Source organism: Mycobacterium sp. (assembly GCF_050701515.1).
In the GTDB taxonomy this organism is placed as follows: Bacteria; Actinomycetota; Actinomycetes; order Mycobacteriales; family Mycobacteriaceae; genus Mycobacterium.
In genome coordinates, this window is record NZ_JBOGDB010000003.1 from 1 (window position 1) to 15,327 (window position 15,327).

Annotated in this window: 16 protein-coding genes; 5 read left to right on the forward strand and 11 right to left on the reverse strand. The window is 66.7% G+C overall.

Translation table 11 applies throughout. From position 1 onward, the window contains the following. The coding region (locus tag ACRDU5_RS00485; protein ID WP_526612276.1) for a helix-turn-helix domain-containing protein at positions 1-157 on the reverse strand (157 nt) is incomplete at its 3' end. Positions 158-350: 193 nt separating this feature from the next. Between ACRDU5_RS00485 and ACRDU5_RS00490 the strand changes: the two genes are divergently transcribed. Then, positions 351-1,673 (forward strand): cytochrome P450, encoded by a 1,323-nt coding sequence (locus tag ACRDU5_RS00490; RefSeq protein ID WP_526612261.1) that lies wholly within the window; start codon positions 351-353, stop codon positions 1,671-1,673. On the opposite strand, the gene ACRDU5_RS00495 is transcribed toward ACRDU5_RS00490, so the two are convergent. Further along, on the reverse strand, positions 1,670-2,431 hold the full coding sequence (locus ACRDU5_RS00495; RefSeq protein WP_526612262.1) for a class I SAM-dependent methyltransferase: 762 nt from the start codon (positions 2,429-2,431) through the stop codon (positions 1,670-1,672). The two genes, ACRDU5_RS00490 and ACRDU5_RS00495, sit on opposite strands and share 4 nt — an antisense overlap. A gap of 463 nt (positions 2,432-2,894) precedes the next feature. Here ACRDU5_RS00495 and ACRDU5_RS00500 point away from each other — a divergent pair, with 463 nt between their 5' ends. Further along, positions 2,895-4,283, forward strand: a complete 1,389-nt coding sequence (locus tag ACRDU5_RS00500) for an HNH endonuclease signature motif containing protein (protein WP_526612263.1) — start codon at positions 2,895-2,897, stop codon at positions 4,281-4,283. A 65-nt stretch (positions 4,284-4,348) separates the two neighbouring features. Here ACRDU5_RS00500 and ACRDU5_RS00505 read toward each other — a convergent pair whose 3' ends face one another. Beyond that, positions 4,349-4,840: a hypothetical protein gene (locus ACRDU5_RS00505; protein WP_526612264.1), complete on the reverse strand. Its 492-nt coding sequence runs from the start codon at positions 4,838-4,840 to the stop codon at positions 4,349-4,351. Between the two features lie 52 nt (positions 4,841-4,892). Between ACRDU5_RS00505 and ACRDU5_RS00510 the strand changes: the two genes are divergently transcribed. The 3 genes from ACRDU5_RS00510 to ACRDU5_RS00520 are packed head-to-tail and all read left to right on the forward strand — an operon-like array spanning position 4,893 to position 6,697. Continuing rightward, on the forward strand, positions 4,893-5,504 hold the full coding sequence (locus ACRDU5_RS00510; protein ID WP_526612265.1) for a hypothetical protein: 612 nt from the start codon (positions 4,893-4,895) through the stop codon (positions 5,502-5,504). 9 nt (positions 5,505-5,513) lie between these two features. After that, positions 5,514-5,924, forward strand: a complete 411-nt coding sequence (locus ACRDU5_RS00515; protein ID WP_526612266.1) for a hypothetical protein — start codon at positions 5,514-5,516, stop codon at positions 5,922-5,924. Between the two features lie 20 nt (positions 5,925-5,944). Then, positions 5,945-6,697, forward strand: coding sequence for an enoyl-CoA hydratase (locus ACRDU5_RS00520; RefSeq protein WP_526612267.1), 753 nt, complete (start codon positions 5,945-5,947; stop codon positions 6,695-6,697). A 2-nt stretch (positions 6,698-6,699) separates the two neighbouring features. Here the strand turns inward: ACRDU5_RS00520 and ACRDU5_RS00525 are convergent, their stop codons facing one another. The 8 genes from ACRDU5_RS00525 to ACRDU5_RS00560 form a co-directional block, all read right to left on the reverse strand. Beyond that, positions 6,700-7,905: a 2-oxo acid dehydrogenase subunit E2 gene (locus ACRDU5_RS00525; protein ID WP_526612268.1), complete on the reverse strand. Its 1,206-nt coding sequence runs from the start codon at positions 7,903-7,905 to the stop codon at positions 6,700-6,702. Further along, the gene (locus tag ACRDU5_RS00530; RefSeq protein WP_526612269.1) at positions 7,902-8,960 is read right to left on the reverse strand and encodes an alpha-ketoacid dehydrogenase subunit beta; all 1,059 of its coding nucleotides are present in this window, start codon (positions 8,958-8,960) and stop codon (positions 7,902-7,904) included. Before ACRDU5_RS00530 ends, ACRDU5_RS00525 begins: the two co-directional genes overlap by 4 nt. Continuing rightward, positions 8,957-10,090, reverse strand: coding sequence for a pyruvate dehydrogenase (acetyl-transferring) E1 component subunit alpha (gene pdhA, locus ACRDU5_RS00535; RefSeq protein WP_526612270.1), 1,134 nt, complete (start codon positions 10,088-10,090; stop codon positions 8,957-8,959). The genes ACRDU5_RS00530 and pdhA overlap by 4 nt, the downstream gene beginning before the upstream one ends. Positions 10,091-10,188: 98 nt before the next feature. Next, positions 10,189-11,034 (reverse strand): HpcH/HpaI aldolase/citrate lyase family protein, encoded by an 846-nt coding sequence (locus ACRDU5_RS00540; protein WP_526612271.1) that lies wholly within the window; start codon positions 11,032-11,034, stop codon positions 10,189-10,191. After that, positions 11,034-11,528: a MaoC family dehydratase gene (locus ACRDU5_RS00545; RefSeq protein ID WP_526612272.1), complete on the reverse strand. Its 495-nt coding sequence runs from the start codon at positions 11,526-11,528 to the stop codon at positions 11,034-11,036. The genes ACRDU5_RS00540 and ACRDU5_RS00545 overlap by 1 nt, the downstream gene beginning before the upstream one ends. Further along, positions 11,525-12,685 carry an acyl-CoA dehydrogenase family protein gene (locus tag ACRDU5_RS00550; protein WP_526612273.1) on the reverse strand — a complete coding sequence of 387 codons (1,161 nt, stop codon included), beginning with the start codon at positions 12,683-12,685 and terminating at the stop codon, positions 11,525-11,527. Before ACRDU5_RS00550 ends, ACRDU5_RS00545 begins: the two co-directional genes overlap by 4 nt. Positions 12,686-12,687: 2 nt before the next feature. Then, entirely contained in the window at positions 12,688-14,697 is a 2,010-nt protein-coding gene (locus ACRDU5_RS00555; RefSeq protein WP_526612274.1) for an acetyl/propionyl/methylcrotonyl-CoA carboxylase subunit alpha, read from the reverse strand. Positions 14,698-14,705: 8 nt separating this feature from the next. Then, positions 14,706-15,327: carboxyl transferase domain-containing protein (locus tag ACRDU5_RS00560; protein ID WP_526612275.1), on the reverse strand; the 622-nt coding region annotated here is incomplete at its 5' end.

Consider the following 15,327-nt stretch of genomic DNA (forward strand, 5'->3'; position numbering starts at 1 on the left):
GGCGCGAGCGCGGCTCAAACGCCGCTGCCCCCTCGGCCTCATAGCGTCTGCACAGTTGCTGTACCCAGGTGCGTGAGACGTCGTAGTCGCGGGCGACTTCGCTTTTGCTGCGTCCTTCCAACACGACGGCGGTGATGACGAGCTGCGCCTTCGACATGGCCGGCCTCCCACGACAGCTGAGGTGCCAACTATGTCGCGAGACAGCTGCCAATTATGTCGTGGAACCAGACACTGCCGGGGGCACCTGCCGGGGGCACCAGTGTTTTCCTCGTTAATGCCCAGGTCGGGCACTGACCCGGGGTTATTCGCCCATACTGGGCTGACCATTCTGCGCGAGCCGGACGGGAACGATGGCGAAATCTGCGAGCAAAGCGTTCTCAGCGCTTGCGCGTGCCGTTTGGGCAGGTTTCGACACCGAGGGCGTTTTCCGCCGGCACGCATCAGACGCCGATCCGTTCGTACTGAGGACGCCCGGGCTCGACGAGATGATGTTCTTCTCCACCGTCGAAGCCGCCCGCGACATACTCACCGCACCCTCGAATGTCTGTCGCGCGCCGCTGCCCAATCCCATCGAGCCGATCGTCGGACAAGGATCATTGATCCTGCAGTCCGGTGCATCACATCGTCGAACCCGCAGCCTTCTGATGCCTGCCTTTCACGGCGACCGCATGCGCGGGTATGTCGACATGATTGCCGCCGCCGCGGCCGACGAAATCGCGGAGCTGAAACCGGGCGACCGGATGGCCGTCTCGTCGGCGGCGCGGACCATCGCCTTGGACGTCATCATCCGGGTGTTGTTCGGCGTCACAGATCAAGACCGTCGCACAGAATACGCCGAGCTGATCAACCGGTTGATGAACTCCAACACGGCTCCGCTGATGCTGTTTCCCGGGCTACGCCGCGCGATAGCCGGACGAGGGCCGTGGGTGCGACTCGTCGCTTTCCGCACCCAACTCGACCGCCTGTTGTCCGAGCAGATGGCGGAGCGGCGACGGTTGGCTGATCACGGCACCGACATGCTCGAGCTGATCCTTGCCGCAACCGACGAAGAAGGCGGGGGCCTCGGTGATGACGCACTGCGCGAACAGCTTCGGACGATGCTGGCGGCTGGGCACGACACCAGCGCGACGTCGTTGGCCTGGGCGCTCTACCACATCCACCGCGACGACACCGTGCACCGAAAGCTTCTCGATGAACTGTCGGGTGCGGCCACGCCGCAGGAAATCGCGAACTTGCCCTACTTGACCGCGGTGATACAGGAGACGCTGCGCATGCATCCGACGGTTCCGATGGTGCTGCGCAAGCTCACCGGGCCACTCACCGTCGCCGGTGTTCCCTGCTCGGCCGACGACGTGGTCGGAATTGCCCTGCCGGCATTGCATTTCAACCCCGCGGTATGGAAACAACCCGAATCATTCTGCCCGGAAAGGTTTCTGGTGACGAAGCCCACGCCGTTCGAGTATGCGCCGTTCGGCGGCGGATTCCGCCGATGCATCGGAGCGGGTTTCGCCCACCATGAGCTGGCCGTCGCGATCGGCACCATCATGAAAACCGTCGAGTTGGAGATGCCCGCACGCGAACGCCGCAGAAAACCACCCCGGTCAGTGCCGCGCGGAATTGCCACCACGCCAAGTCGCGAAATCTGCCTGACGGTAACCGGTCGCTACCACTAGCCGGTGCGGGTGGCGACCACGACCTGGCGCCGTAGGAACCCGCCCCGGAGTTCGACGCCGATCGCCGGGTCGGCGTATTCGGCCAGTGCACGCAGTGCCGACCGGCTGTACGAACGCAATGAGCTGATGACGCCGTCGTGCGCAAGCGGCATCACCGGAGCGAACGGCAGCCACAACGCCAACCGCATGATGTGCACTCCAGACGGCGGCCGTGCCATGTCGATGATCAGCAGCCGCTCCGCGGCGCGGGTGCCTTCGGCGAATACGCGTGCGGCCGCCCGCGGCGGCAGGTGATGGAACGACAACGCGAAAACAGCCAGGTCGAAGTGCCCATCCGGCGCGTCGATCGCGGTGGCGTCCATCGTTCGGACAGACGCCCTCGGGTGGCTGCCGAGGTCGCCAGCCGCAATTTCGGCGACTGAAGTGGGCTCGATATCGGTGACCGTCAGCTCCGCGGTGGGGTGCATCTGCAGCAGCTTGCGCGACAGTGCGCCGTGACCCGACCCGAGTTCGAGGATCTTGGGGTCGGGAATGTCAGCCACCTCGTCGAGCGCGATGCGTGCGAACTTCGTGTGGTGCCCCGCCAGGTTTCCCATCCGCTCTAGTCCACGGACCACCTTCCGCTTGAGACGGTCGACGTCGTCGCGGTCCAGGTATTCCGGGGTGTCGGTTTCCAGCAACCTGTCCAGCCGGGATGCGTCCGGACCGCCGCGCGGCATCGTGTCGATGTCGACGACCTGCGTGCCCATTCGCGTCATTATCGACGATCGCACCGAAATTCGGCACGGCTCAGCGATATCTCGTGACCCACAAAATTGCCGCAACATGTTGTCGTTCGACGACGGTACGCTCAGATCACGGCCAATCCGCAGCTCAGACTCAAGTGGTCGGTGGAGGTCCGCTATCCGAACGGCGTCGGAACAGACGTTCATCTTCCAGAGCGAGCGGGCGGCGCGGGTCCCCGGGCGGGCAGCATCTCCGGCGGTGGTATCGGAAGCGCGGCGGGACCCAGCGTGTCTGGTCAGCCTCCTCCGGCCGCGGAATACCTACGGTCGGTGAGCCGGATGTGCCGGGCGCTAATTCGTCCGAGTCACCGACCCGAGTCTCTCGTTCGGTGGGCCAACGACTGAGCATCCGGTTAGATCAAATCACTTGCGTCACTTTGGTTTCACCTTGATTTCTGTGCCCGGGTTTGTCGGTGGGCGGCGATAGTATTCGAACATGCGTTCGGGTGATGATCGGGAGGCCGTCACGGCGACCCTCGACGCCTTAGAAGGCGACTTCGACCGCCTGGCCTCGTTGTCCTGGGGCCAGCTCACCCACAGCGAGCTACTGAATGTGCAAAGCCGGTTGGAGACGCTGGCGTCGAAGCTTCCTGCGATTTCGCGCAAGTTGATCTGCCGGCTGATGGCCGAGGCGTCGCCGAGCGAGTTGGGCGGATCGTCGTGGGCCAATGTATTGGCGACCCGGTTGCGGATCAGCCCGGCCGAGGCCCGCCGACGCATCGCCGAAGCCGAGGATTTGGGCGAACGCACCACACTGACCGGTGAGCTGCTCGAACCGCGGCTTCCGAATACCGCCGCAGCGCACGCCGCGGGCAGCATCAATACCGAGCACGTGAAGGTCATCCGCTCGTTCTTTTCAGACCTGCCCGACGCTGTCGATATCGAAACCCGCTCGAAAGCCGAGGCCCACCTTGCGCGCATCGCAACAGGATTGGGGCCAACACAGCTACGCCAGGCCGCCGATCGGTTGGCCTATCTGCTCAACCAGGACGGCAGCGCCCCCACGGATACCGATCGGGCCCGGCGCCGCTACCTGACGCTGGGCAGGCAGGGTATCGACGGGATGAGCGAGCTGCGCGGCCTGCTGGACCCGGAGGCGCGGGCGACGCTGGATGCGGTGTTGGCGAAGTGGGCGGCGCCCGGAATGTGCAACCCTGATGACGAAACCCCGTGTGTCGACGGAGAACCGGCGGAATCCGCGACGCAAAACGATTTGCGGTCGCAGGGCCAGCGCAATCACGACGGGCTGAAAGCCATGGGCCGCTCAGTGTTGGCCTCCGGACAGTTGGCCCAGCACAACGGACTACCGGCCACCATCATCGTCTCCACGACACTGAAGGAATTGGAATCCGCTGCCGGGCAAGCCGTAACCGCCGGCGGCTCACTGCTGCCGATGCCCGATCTGATCCGGCTGGCCTCACACGCACACCACTATCTGGTCGTCTTCGACAACCACACCCAAACCCCGCTGTATCTCGGGCGGTCCAAGCGGCTGGCCTCACCCGGCCAGCGCATCGTGCTACACGCCAGGGACCGAGGCTGCACCCGCCCCGGCTGCACCTGTCCGGGCTACTGGTGCCAAGCCCACCACGACGACGGCTGGGCTGCCGGCGATGCACCCACCGACATCGACAAACTCTCGCTCGCCTGCGGACCCGACAACCGGCTCGTCGAAGAGGGTGGCTGGACAATCCGAAAACGCCACGACGGCCGCACCGAATGGATTCCCCCGCCGCACCTCGACACCGGCCAAACCCGGGTCAACGACTACCACCACCCCGAGAACTACCTCGTCGACGACGACAGCGAAGACGATCCTGGTTGAACCTTCCGCTGGATCAAATCGTGTCAAGGGTGGCGCGGTGCGATACTGACCACGGCGACGAACGGTCACTCGATCCCGATCGCGAGTCGGGACAACATAAGGGGTTCGGCCATGGGCAAACACAAAATCGGCGGCCGAAAGGCCCAGCGGCGGATCGTGGTGGCGGCGGCGGCCACGGCACTGGCCACCTTCGGACCGGCCGGCATTGCCAGCGCCGATGAGGCCGATTCGGGCGGTGATCGAAATCCCGTCCGCGACGCCATCTCCTCGGCCGCGGACACCGCCAGGTCGGTCATCGGCAGGATCACCTCGGGATCGTCGTCCGGCACCGCCACCAATCCGCGGGCCGGGCGCGGTTCGAGCCCCTTCACACTGGTCAGACCCGACACCACGGTCGCCAACCGTCCGGTGATCATTCGCGGCTCCGACACCACCAGCGCACAGACCAGCGCCCCCACCGCGGCGCTGGCGCCCACCCTGACCGACGAGGGGATCAACTTCGGCACCGGAGGCAGCTGCACCACCGAGCCCTGCGGCACCAACACCGGACCGGGCATTAACATCTTCCGTTTCGGCGACAACAACAACAACGTCGCCAACAACACCGTCGTGGACGGGGTGTTCGGCACCAACCTGGCCTTCCTGGGCAACGACAGCGACGGCTCCGGCAACAACTCGGTCCAAGGCGCCAACAGCCTCGGCAGCAACCTGGCGATCGGCATCCTTGGCGGTGCCAACACCGACAACGCCGGCAACAACACAGTCGTTGGCATCAATAGCTCGGGCCTCAACCTGGCCATCCTGAGCATCGGCAACGACAATTCCGGCACAAACGTCGTCAACGGCAGCGACAAGACCGGCGCCAACCTGGCGGTCGTGGGACCCTTCACTACGGATTCGGGCAACAACACCGTCATCGGTGACAACAGCTCCGGTACCAACCTGGCGTTCGTGGGAGGCTTCGGCACCAGAAACGGCAACAACACCAACGGCGGTCTGAATCTCGCGTATGTGGATCCCTTTGTCCAGGATTCGGGCAATAACACCGGCGGCGGCGTCAACATCGCCTGGGTTCCGTTCTTCAGTCAGAATTCGGGCAACAACACCGGTGGCGGTATCAACATCGCCATCATGCCGCTGTCGTTATTTGCGAACGGTGTCGGTAACTGCAACACCTCGGCGTGCGTCAACCTGTTCGGTTTGCAGCTGCTGGGCGGTTAGCATCCAGACATGATCCGGGTCGTCATGACTATCTGGGTGGCGTTGACCGTCGCGCTGAGTGGCGTCGCGGGTGTGGGCGTCGCACGCGCCGAGCCGTGGCCTCCTTCACCGTGCGGATTCACGCTGTCGCCCCCGCAGGTGGTGAACGTCGGCGGCGTCACCAAGGTCACCGCCACGGTGACGTCGGGTCCATGCGGGATCGCCGCCAACCCCCACCAGAGCGTGGCGTGCCTGTCGCTTCAGGGCGACGAGGGCACTCGATGCATGCAAGCCAGGGGCCGGGACGTCGCACAGATCTACTACGAGCCATACCGCCCGGGCGCAACCTACGTCTCGACGGGACGGGGCTGCGGCATCATCGTCCCGACCCTGCCCGCCCCGAACTGCCAGCTCCTCGGACCCCTCACCGCAACCCTGTAGGCGGTCACTAGCCTGAAGCGATGTCCGATCGCGTCCTCGTGCATGTCGAGAACCACGTCGCTCTCATTACCGTCAACGACCCCGACCGCCGCAATGCCGTCACCGCCGAGATCTCGGCGGGGCTGCGCGCCGCGGTCGACGCGGCCGAGTCGAACACCGATGTGCACGCACTCATCGTCACCGGCGCGGGCAAGGCGTTCTGCGCGGGCGCGGATCTGACCGCGCTTGGCGACGCAACTGAAGTCGGTCTGCGGTCCATCTACGACGGCTTCCTCGCGGTGGCCAACTGCGCATTGCCGACGATCGCGGCGGTCAATGGGGCGGCCGTCGGCGCCGGATTGAACCTGGCGCTGGCGGCGGACGTCCGCATCGCGGGACCGGCGGCGCTGTTCGATGCGCGGTTCCAGAAGCTGGGTATCCACCCCGGCGGCGGTGCGACGTGGATGCTTCAGCGCGCCGTCGGTGTGCAGGCGGCCCGGGCGGCGCTGCTATTCGGCATGCGGTTCGACGCCGACGCGGCGGTACGTTACGGGTTGGCGCTCGAGGTCGCCGACGACCCGGTGGCGGCCGCCCGGGAGCTTGCCGCCGGGCCCGCGGCGGCGCCGCGGGATGTCGTCATCGCCACCAAGGCGTCGATGCGGGCCACCGCCAACCCGGGATCCCTGGATACCGACCAACACGCAATCGCGGTGGACACCGAGCTGGGACCGCAGGCGGTGTCGATCGAGTCGCCGGAGTTCGCCGAACGGCTCGCCGCGGCCAGGCGCAAGTAGTCCTACCGGTCCAGCAGCGCCAGCTCCGGCGCTTCGATCAGCCCGCGAAGCTCGCCGAGGAAACCCGCGACCTGCGCGCCGTCGGCGATACGATGGTCGAACGCGCACGTCAGCGTCATCGTCGGCTTCGACACCACGACGTCGTCGACGACCACCGGGCGTGGTTTCAGCGACCCCATCCCGAGGATGGCGGCCTCCGGATAGTTGATGATGGGCACACCCTCGTCCAACCCGAGCGCACCGAAGTTGGACACCGTGAACGTAGAGCCCTGCATCTCGGTCGGTTTCAGCGTCCCGGCGCGTGCCTCATCGACGAGCCGGGACACCGTCGCGGCCAGCTCGCGCGTCGTCTTGTTATGCGCGTCCTTGACCACGGCCACCAGCAGTCCGCGGGGTGCCGCGACGCCGAATCCCAAGTGCACCGCGGAGTGGACGTGGATGTGCGCCCCACCCGCGGTGTCCACCCAGGTCGAGTTGAGGATCGGGTGGTGCGTCAGCGCGATGGTCAGCAGTCGCAGCGTCAGCACGAACGGCGTGATCTGAACACCGTCCTCCCCCGCGGCGGCACGCAGATGGTCGCGCAGCCGCACCAGCGCCGAGCAGTCGACCTGAACACTGGCGTGCGCGTCGGGAATCTGGCTGCGCGACAAGGCCATCCGGTGAGCCATCCGGGCCTGCACACCGCCAACCGCCACCGTGCCCAAGGCGTCGCCGGACTCTCCGGCCGCCGCCAGCACGTCCTCACGGGTGATGATTCCGTCCGGGCCGGAGCCCGGCGACAGCGCGGCCAGGTCCACCTGCAACTCGGCGGCCAGCTTGCGCACCGGCGGCTTGGCGCGGGCGCGGACACCAGCCTCCGCGGGTGCCCGCCTGCTGGTGTCCATCTCGTCGTCGGCGCCGTAGCCAACCAGCACGGGCTTGCGTGCCGGCGCGGCGCCGTTCTGTGCGACGACCGGCGATTCGGTGGCGATGCGAACCAGAACCGAGCCGACGGCGAGCGTGTCCCCTTCGGCGCCACCAAGTTCGACGATCCGGCCCGCGTGGGGGCTCGGTATCTCCACCTCGGCCTTGTTGGTTTCCACGGTGCACAGCGTCTGGTTGAGTTCGACGTCATCGCCGACCGCGACACTCCAGCCGGTGATCGTGGCGTCCTCGAGGCCCTCGCCGAGGTCGGGGACCAGGAAGTCCTTGACATCCTGGCCGGTCATGGCTGGCGCATGGCTTTCTCGACGCAGTCGATCAGCCGGTCGACGCCGGGCAGCCACAGCTTCTCCAGCCTTGCTGGCGGGTAAGGCGTGTCAAAACCGGTGGCACGCATTACCGGCGACTCCAGGTCGTAGAAGAGCTCCTCCTGGATGCGGGCGGCCAGCTCGGCGCCGAACCCCAGGGTGCGTGCACCCTCATGGACCACCACCGCGCGTCCGGTCTTGCGCACCGATACCGCGACGGTGTCGAAGTCGAGCGGGTTCAGCGAGCGCAGGTCGACGACCTCCAGATTCCAGCCGTGTTGGTCCGCTGCCAAATCGGCTGCTGCCAACGCGGTTTGGACCAGGCCGCCATAGGTCAGCACCGTGACGTCTTCGCCGGTGCGGCGTACGGCCGCCCGGCCGATCGGCAACCCCGGGGAACTGGTGTCGACGTCTTCACGCGCCCAGTACCGCCGCTTGGGTTCCAGGTAGATCACCGGATCGCGGCCAGCGATCGCGTGCCGCAGCAGCCAGTACGCATCCGATGGCGTCGACGGAACCACGACCTTCAGGCCGGCGGTATGCACCCAATAGCTTTCGGTGGATTCCGAATGATGTTCCACCGCACCGATTCCGCCGAACGACGGAATCCGCACGGTGACCGGCATGTCGATGTCGCCGTGGGTGCGCATCCGATACTTCGCCAAGTGGCTGACCATTTGGTCGAACGCCGGGTAGGAGAAGCCGTCGAACTGGATCTCGGGAACCGGCACGAAGCCGCGAATGGCGAACCCGATCGCAACGCCGATGATGGCGGATTCGGCCAGCGGCGTGTCGAAACACCGTCCGTCGCCAAAGGTTTCGGTGAGGCCCTCGGTAACCCGGAATACCCCGCCGAGCTTTGCGACGTCCTCGCCAAACACCAGTACCCGGTCGTCGGCTGCCATCGCGTCGTGCAATGCGCGGTTGATCGCCTGCACCATCGTGAGATTCGTGGCGGTCGGAACCGGCGTGAACATGGAGGGCTCTTGCGAGTCATCCCCGAAACTGGGTGGCCGCTCGATGATCTGCGTCATACTCCTGCCCTCCCGTCGCTTCGCTCGCCCAGGCACTCCTTCGACAGCTCGGCCAGCAGCTGGTCGCGCTGGGATTCCAGGTTCGGAGTGATGTCCGCGTACACCGTGTCGAACAACTCGGTGACGTCGACGTCGAGCGCGCCGACGGTCGCCTCGCGCAGTTCGGTGCACAACCGCTTGGACCGCGCCGTGACGCGCCGCTCCAGCCGCTCGGTCCACACGCCGACACTTTGCAAGTAGGTGCGGTAGCGCGGAATCGGATCGAGAGCGGTCCAGTGGTCCAGCTCTTCCTGCGACCGGTAACGCGTCGGGTCGTCAGAGGTGGTGTGCGGGCCCAGTCGGTAGGTGACCGCTTCGATCAGCGTCGGACCGCCGCCCTCGCGGGCGCGTTTCGCGGCCTCGGCCATCACCGCGTAACAGGCCAGCACGTCGTTGCCGTCGACCCGGATGCCCGGCATCCCGTAGCCAACAGCCCGATGCGCGATCGACGGCGCGGCGTGTTGCCTGCTGACCGGCACCGAGATCGCCCACTGGTTGTTCTGCACGAAGAACACACACTGCGCCTTGTAGACCGCGGCCAGGTTAAGCGCCTCGTGCGCATCGCCCTCGCTGGTCGCACCGTCGCCGAGGAAGGCCACCGTCACCGAATCTTCGCCCAGGCGCTGCGCGGCCATCGCCGCACCGACCGCGTGCAGCCCCTGGGTGCCGATCGGGATGGCTATCGGCGCGCAGCACTTCTTGGTGAACTCCAACCCGCCGTGCCACTTGCCGCGCCAGACGGCGCCCATCTGGCCCGGCGTGATGCCGCGCAGCAGGAATGCGCCGATCTCCCGATACTGCGGGAACAACCAGTCGGTCTTGCGAAGGCAGGCCGTCGCGCCGATCTGTGCGGCTTCCTGTCCGCGGCATGACGCGAACAGCGCCAGCTCGCCTTGCCGTTGCAGGTTGACGAATTCCCCGTCGAGCGCTCGGGTGACGACCATCATCTCGTACAGCCAGCCCAGCGTCTCGGGGGGAAGATCGCGGGGATACCGGGACTCAGCGGTTGGGGTCCCGTCGGGGGCTACAAGTTCTACCGGCTCCAGGTCGACGGTCAGCGGCATAGGAGCCGGCGCGCATACCTCGGCCATCTCGCCTCCTTGTCGGTGACGGCATGTTTCGCCGTCAGACCGTGAGGTGCTCAGCACGGAGGCGATCAGAGCAAAACCCCTGGTGAGAGGCCCGCCGGCTAGTTGCCAGGGTGAGGCGCTAGCTGGACGATGCGCTCTGCTCGCCGCAGCACTGGGGCATCTACCATTATGCCCTCGAATTGGAAGACGCCTCTCTCATCGCGGGCCGCCGCCAGCACGTGTCGCGCCCACTCGACCTGCTCGTCGGTCGGCGCGTATCCGGCCCGGATGACCGCGACCTGCGACGGGTGAATCCCAACCTTGGCGTCGAACCCGACCGCCACCGCGTCGTCGACCTCGGCGCGCAGGCCGTCGAGGTCCTTGATGTCGAGGTACACCGAATCCAGCGCCATGCGTCCGTACGCCTTGGCGGCCAGCAATGTCTGCGAGCGGACATGCTTGGCGACGTCACGGTAGCCGCCGTCGGCGTTGCGGTTGGCGGTGCCGCCCGTCGCCGCGAACAGATCCTCGGCGCCCCACATGACGGCGATGGCGTTGTCCACGCGCACCGACTCGGTGACCGCCAACGCGCCCAAGGGCGTTTCGATCAGCACCACCACGTCCAACGGCGCCAGCGCGCTCACCTGCTGCGCGGATTCGGTCTTGGCCAGCATTACCGTCGTGTATTTGGTGCGGGCGACCGCCTTCAGGTCGGGCTCGTGGTCGGCGGTCGTGCTGGGATTGATCCTGACGACGGTTCGGTCGGGGTCCAGCGGGGTGTCGACCAGTGCCTTGCGGGCCGCTTCCCGATCTTTCGCGGCGACACCGTCTTCCAGGTCCAGAATCACCACATCGGCTGCCGCCGCGGCCTTTTCGAACCGCTCCGGGCGATCGGCGGGGCAGAACAGCCAGGCCGGGCCGGTCTGGGTCAGGCTGTTTCGCTCCTCGCGTGCGCGGTGCGCCACTACTTCTCCCCCTCGGGCCGTTTGCGCACCATGGTCTTGCGGACCGCCGTGGCCACGATGTCGCCGTGCTGGTTGCGGCCGGTGTGGGCGAGCGTGACAACGCCTTCGCCGGGCCGGCTTTTGGATTCCCGCTTCTCGGTGACCAGCGTCTCGGCGTACAGGGTGTCACCGTGGAAAAGCGGTTTGGGAAAGGCGATCTCGGAAAAGCCGAGGTTCGCGACGATCGTGCCCTGGGTGAGCTGTGCCACGGACAGGCCAACCATGGTCGACAAGGTGAACATCGAGTTGACCAGTCGCTGGTTGAACGGCGGCAGCGCGTCGGCGAACGCGGCGTCCAGGTGCAGCGCCTGAGTGTTCATGGTCAGCGTGGTGAACAGCACGTTGTCGGCCTCGGTGAGGGTCCGCCCCGGCCGGTGCAGGTATGTGACACCGGGCTCGAACTCCTCGTACCACAAGCCCCGCTGCTCGACGACGCGCCCTTCGCCCGCGCTCACAGTCCCGCCTCCCGCGCGATCAGCATCAGCTGCACTTCCGTTGTCCCCTCGCCGATTTCGAGGACTTTGCTGTCGCGGTAGTGGCGCGCGACGGGGTACTCGTTCATGAATCCATACCCGCCGAAGATCTGCGTGGCGTCGCGGGCGTTGTCCATCGCGGCCTCACTGGCGACCAGCTTGGCGATGGCGGCCTGCTTCTTGAACGGCTTGCCGGACAGCATCAGCGCGGCGGCGTCGTAGTACGCGGTGCGGGCGGTATGCGCCCGGGCTTCCATCCGCGCGATCTTGAACGCGATGGCCTGGTTGGCGCCGATGGCCTGGCCGAACGCCTCTCGCTGCTTGGCGTACTGCACGCTCTCGTCGACACAGCCTTGCGCGGCGCCAACCGACAGCGCGGCGATTGCGATCCGTCCCTCGTCGAGGATGCGCAGGAAATTGGCGTAGCCGCGGCCGCGTTCACCGAGCAGGTTCCCCTCCGGGACCCGCACGTCGTCGAGGCTGAGCGGGTGGGTGTCCGACGCGTTCCAGCCGACCTTGTTGTAAGCGGGTTCGGCGGTGAACCCCGGTGTGGGAACGGGCACCAGGATCGTCGAGATCTCTTTGCCGTCCTGCCGGTTGCCGGTGACGGCGGTGACGGTCACCAGCTTGGTGATGTCGGTTCCGGAGTTGGTGATGAACTGCTTGCTGCCGTTAATGATCCAGTGCCCGTCGTCGAGCCGGGCCGTGGTCTTGGTGGCTCCGGCGTCGGTGCCGCCACCCGGCTCGGTCAGGCCGAACGCCGCCAGCGCGCGGCCACTGGTCAACTGCGGCAACCATTCCTGCTTCTGATCCTCATTGCCGAAGCGGTACACCGGCATTGCGCCAAGCCCTACGCCGGCCTCCAGGGTGATCGCCACGCTCTGGTCGACCTTGCCGAGTTCCTCCAGGGCCAGGCAGAGCGCGAAGTAGTCGCCGCCCATGCCGCCGTACTCCTCGGGGAAGGGCAGCCCGAACAGTCCCATGTCGGCCATCCCCGACACCACTTCGTACGGGAACGAATGCTCCTCGTCATGCTTGGCGGCGACGGGCGCCACCACCCTCTGGGCGAAGTCGCGCACCGTCTTGGCGAGCTGCTCGTAATGATCGGGCAGCATGCCGGTGGCCAGAAAGTCGCTCATGGTTATTCTGCTTTCTCACTTGCTTCTGTTGGATTGCCGGCTCGGCCGGCCGTGATTCGGGCCAGCGGCTGGCCCACCTTGACCTGGTCGCCGACGGCGACGAGTAGTTCGACCACACCGTCGACCGGCGCGGCCAGCGCGTGTTCCATCTTCATCGCCTCCACCGCGACGACCATCGCACCCGCGTCGACGGATGCGCCATCCTCAACGCCGACGGCCACCACCGAACCCGGCATCGGGCTGACGAGTTCGGCGTCCCCGCTGTGCTCGTCGTCCGGGCGAACCGGCGCTTCGCGCACCTCTTCCACCACCGTGGTGCGGCCGGCTCCCGACAGCCAGATCTGGCCGTCAGTCGCCGCGACGACGTACGAGGTGCGCAGCCCGTCCAGGGTCACCGCGAGCCGGTCGCCGTCGAGAGTCGCACGCAGCGCACGTGATTCGCCGTCTTCCACCGACGCCCCCGCGGCCTGCGGGGTGCCGGTGAGGTACACGTGGTCGGTGCGTTCGCCGGCATGCAGTCGGATGGTGGTCGGCGCGTGCTCGCCCATCCGCCAGCCCGACGGCACCTCCCACAGGTCACCGGCGGGCATCGGCCAGCTGCGCAGCCATTTGTACGCCGCGGCGGCGATCAGCTCCTCGCTACCCGGTTGCGCGGCAATGAAATCGGTTGTCCGGCGGTCCAATAGTCCGGTGTCAAGACGGCCGGCGACGACGTCCGGGTCGGCCAGCAGGAAGCGCAGAAACTCGATGTTTGTCGTCACGCCCAGCACCGCTGTGTCGGCGAGCGCGCGGTCGAGAGCACGCAGCGCCGCCGCTCGGTCGCCGGCGTGCGCGATCACCTTGGCCAGCATCGGGTCGTACTCGCTGCCGACGACGGTGCCGGCCATCAGGCCGGAATCGACGCGAACGCCGTCCCCGGTCGGCTCGACGACGCCGAGCACCTCGCCGCCGGTTGGCAGAAAGCCGCGCTCCGGGTCCTCGGCGTAGATGCGCGCCTCGATCGCGTGACCGCGCAGTGTGATGTCGTTTTGTACCACGGGCAGCTTGTCGCCGGCCGCCATGCGCACCTGTTGTTCGACGAGATCGATGCCGGTGACCATCTCGGTGACCGGGTGCTCCACCTGCAGCCGGGTGTTCATCTCCATGAAGAAGAACTCGTCGGGGCGGTCGGCCGACACGATGAATTCGACGGTGCCCGCACCGGTGTAGTCGACACTACGTGCGGTGTCACATGCCGCGGCGCCGATGCGGACCCGGGTCGCCTCGTCCAGCAGCGGTGACGGCGCCTCCTCGATCACCTTCTGGTGGCGGCGCTGCAGGCTGCATTCGCGTTCGCCGAGATGGATCACGTTGCCGTAGCGGTCGGCCAGCACCTGGACCTCGATGTGCCGCGGATTGAGCACATAGCGCTCGAGGAACAGCGTGTCGTCGCCGAAGGCCGCCGCGGATTCCCGGCGGGCACCGGCCAACGCGTCGGGCAGATCGGCCGGACGCTGGACCACCCTCATGCCCTTGCCGCCGCCACCGGCCGACGGCTTGACCAGCACCGGATACCCGATGTCCTCGGCTGCGGCGATCAGATCGTCGTCGGTCAGGCCCCGGCGGGCGATACCCGGCACGACGGGCACGCCGAAGGCCGACACCGTGGTCTTGGCGGCGATCTTGTCGCCCATGGTCTGGATCGCCTTCACCGGAGGCCCGATGAACACGATGCCCGCCGCTTCCAGCGCGGCGGCGAATTCGGCATTCTCCGAAAGGAATCCGTAACCGGGATGGATCGCCCCCGCCCCGGTGCGGCGGGCCGCCGCGATGACGGCATCGATGTTCAGATAGCTCTGGCGGGCGGGCGCGGGCCCTATTCCGACCGCGACGTCCGCGTCGGCCACGTGACGGGCCCCGGCATCGGCATCGCTGAACACCGCGACCGAGCGGATACCCATCGCACGCAGCGTGCGGATGACCCGCACGGCGATCTCGCCACGGTTGGCGACCAGAATCGTTTCGAAACTCATTTGTGCCATCACATCCGGAATACGCCGTAGGAGACCGACTCTACGGGTGCCTGCCCGACGACCGAGAGCGCCAGGCCGAGAACGGTTCTGGTGTCGGCGGGGTCGATCACGCCGTCGTCCCAGAGCCGGGCGGTGGAGTAGTACGGATTGCCCTGGCTTTCGTACTGTTCACGGATCGGCGCCTTGAATTCTTCTTCCTGCTCGGCGGTCATCTCGCCCCGCACGGTGGCCAGCACCGAGGCGGCCTGCTCGCCGCCCATCACCGAGATCCGAGCGTTCGGCCACATCCACAGAAACCGTGGCGAATACGCCCGGCCGCACATCGAATAGTTGCCGGCCCCGTACGAGCCGCCGATCACGACGGTCAGCTTGGGCACCCGCGCGCATGCGACCGCGGTAACCATCTTGGCGCCGTGTTTGGCGATGCCACCGGCCTCATAATCGCGGCCGACCATGAAGCCGGAGATGTTCTGCAGGAACAGCAGCGGCACCATCCGCTTGTCGCACAGCTCGATGAAATGCGCACCCTTGAGAGCAGATTCGGAGAACAGCACGCCGTTGTTGGCGACGATCCCCACCGGGTGGCCATGGATACGGGCGAAACCGGTGACCAGCGTTGCACCGTAATCG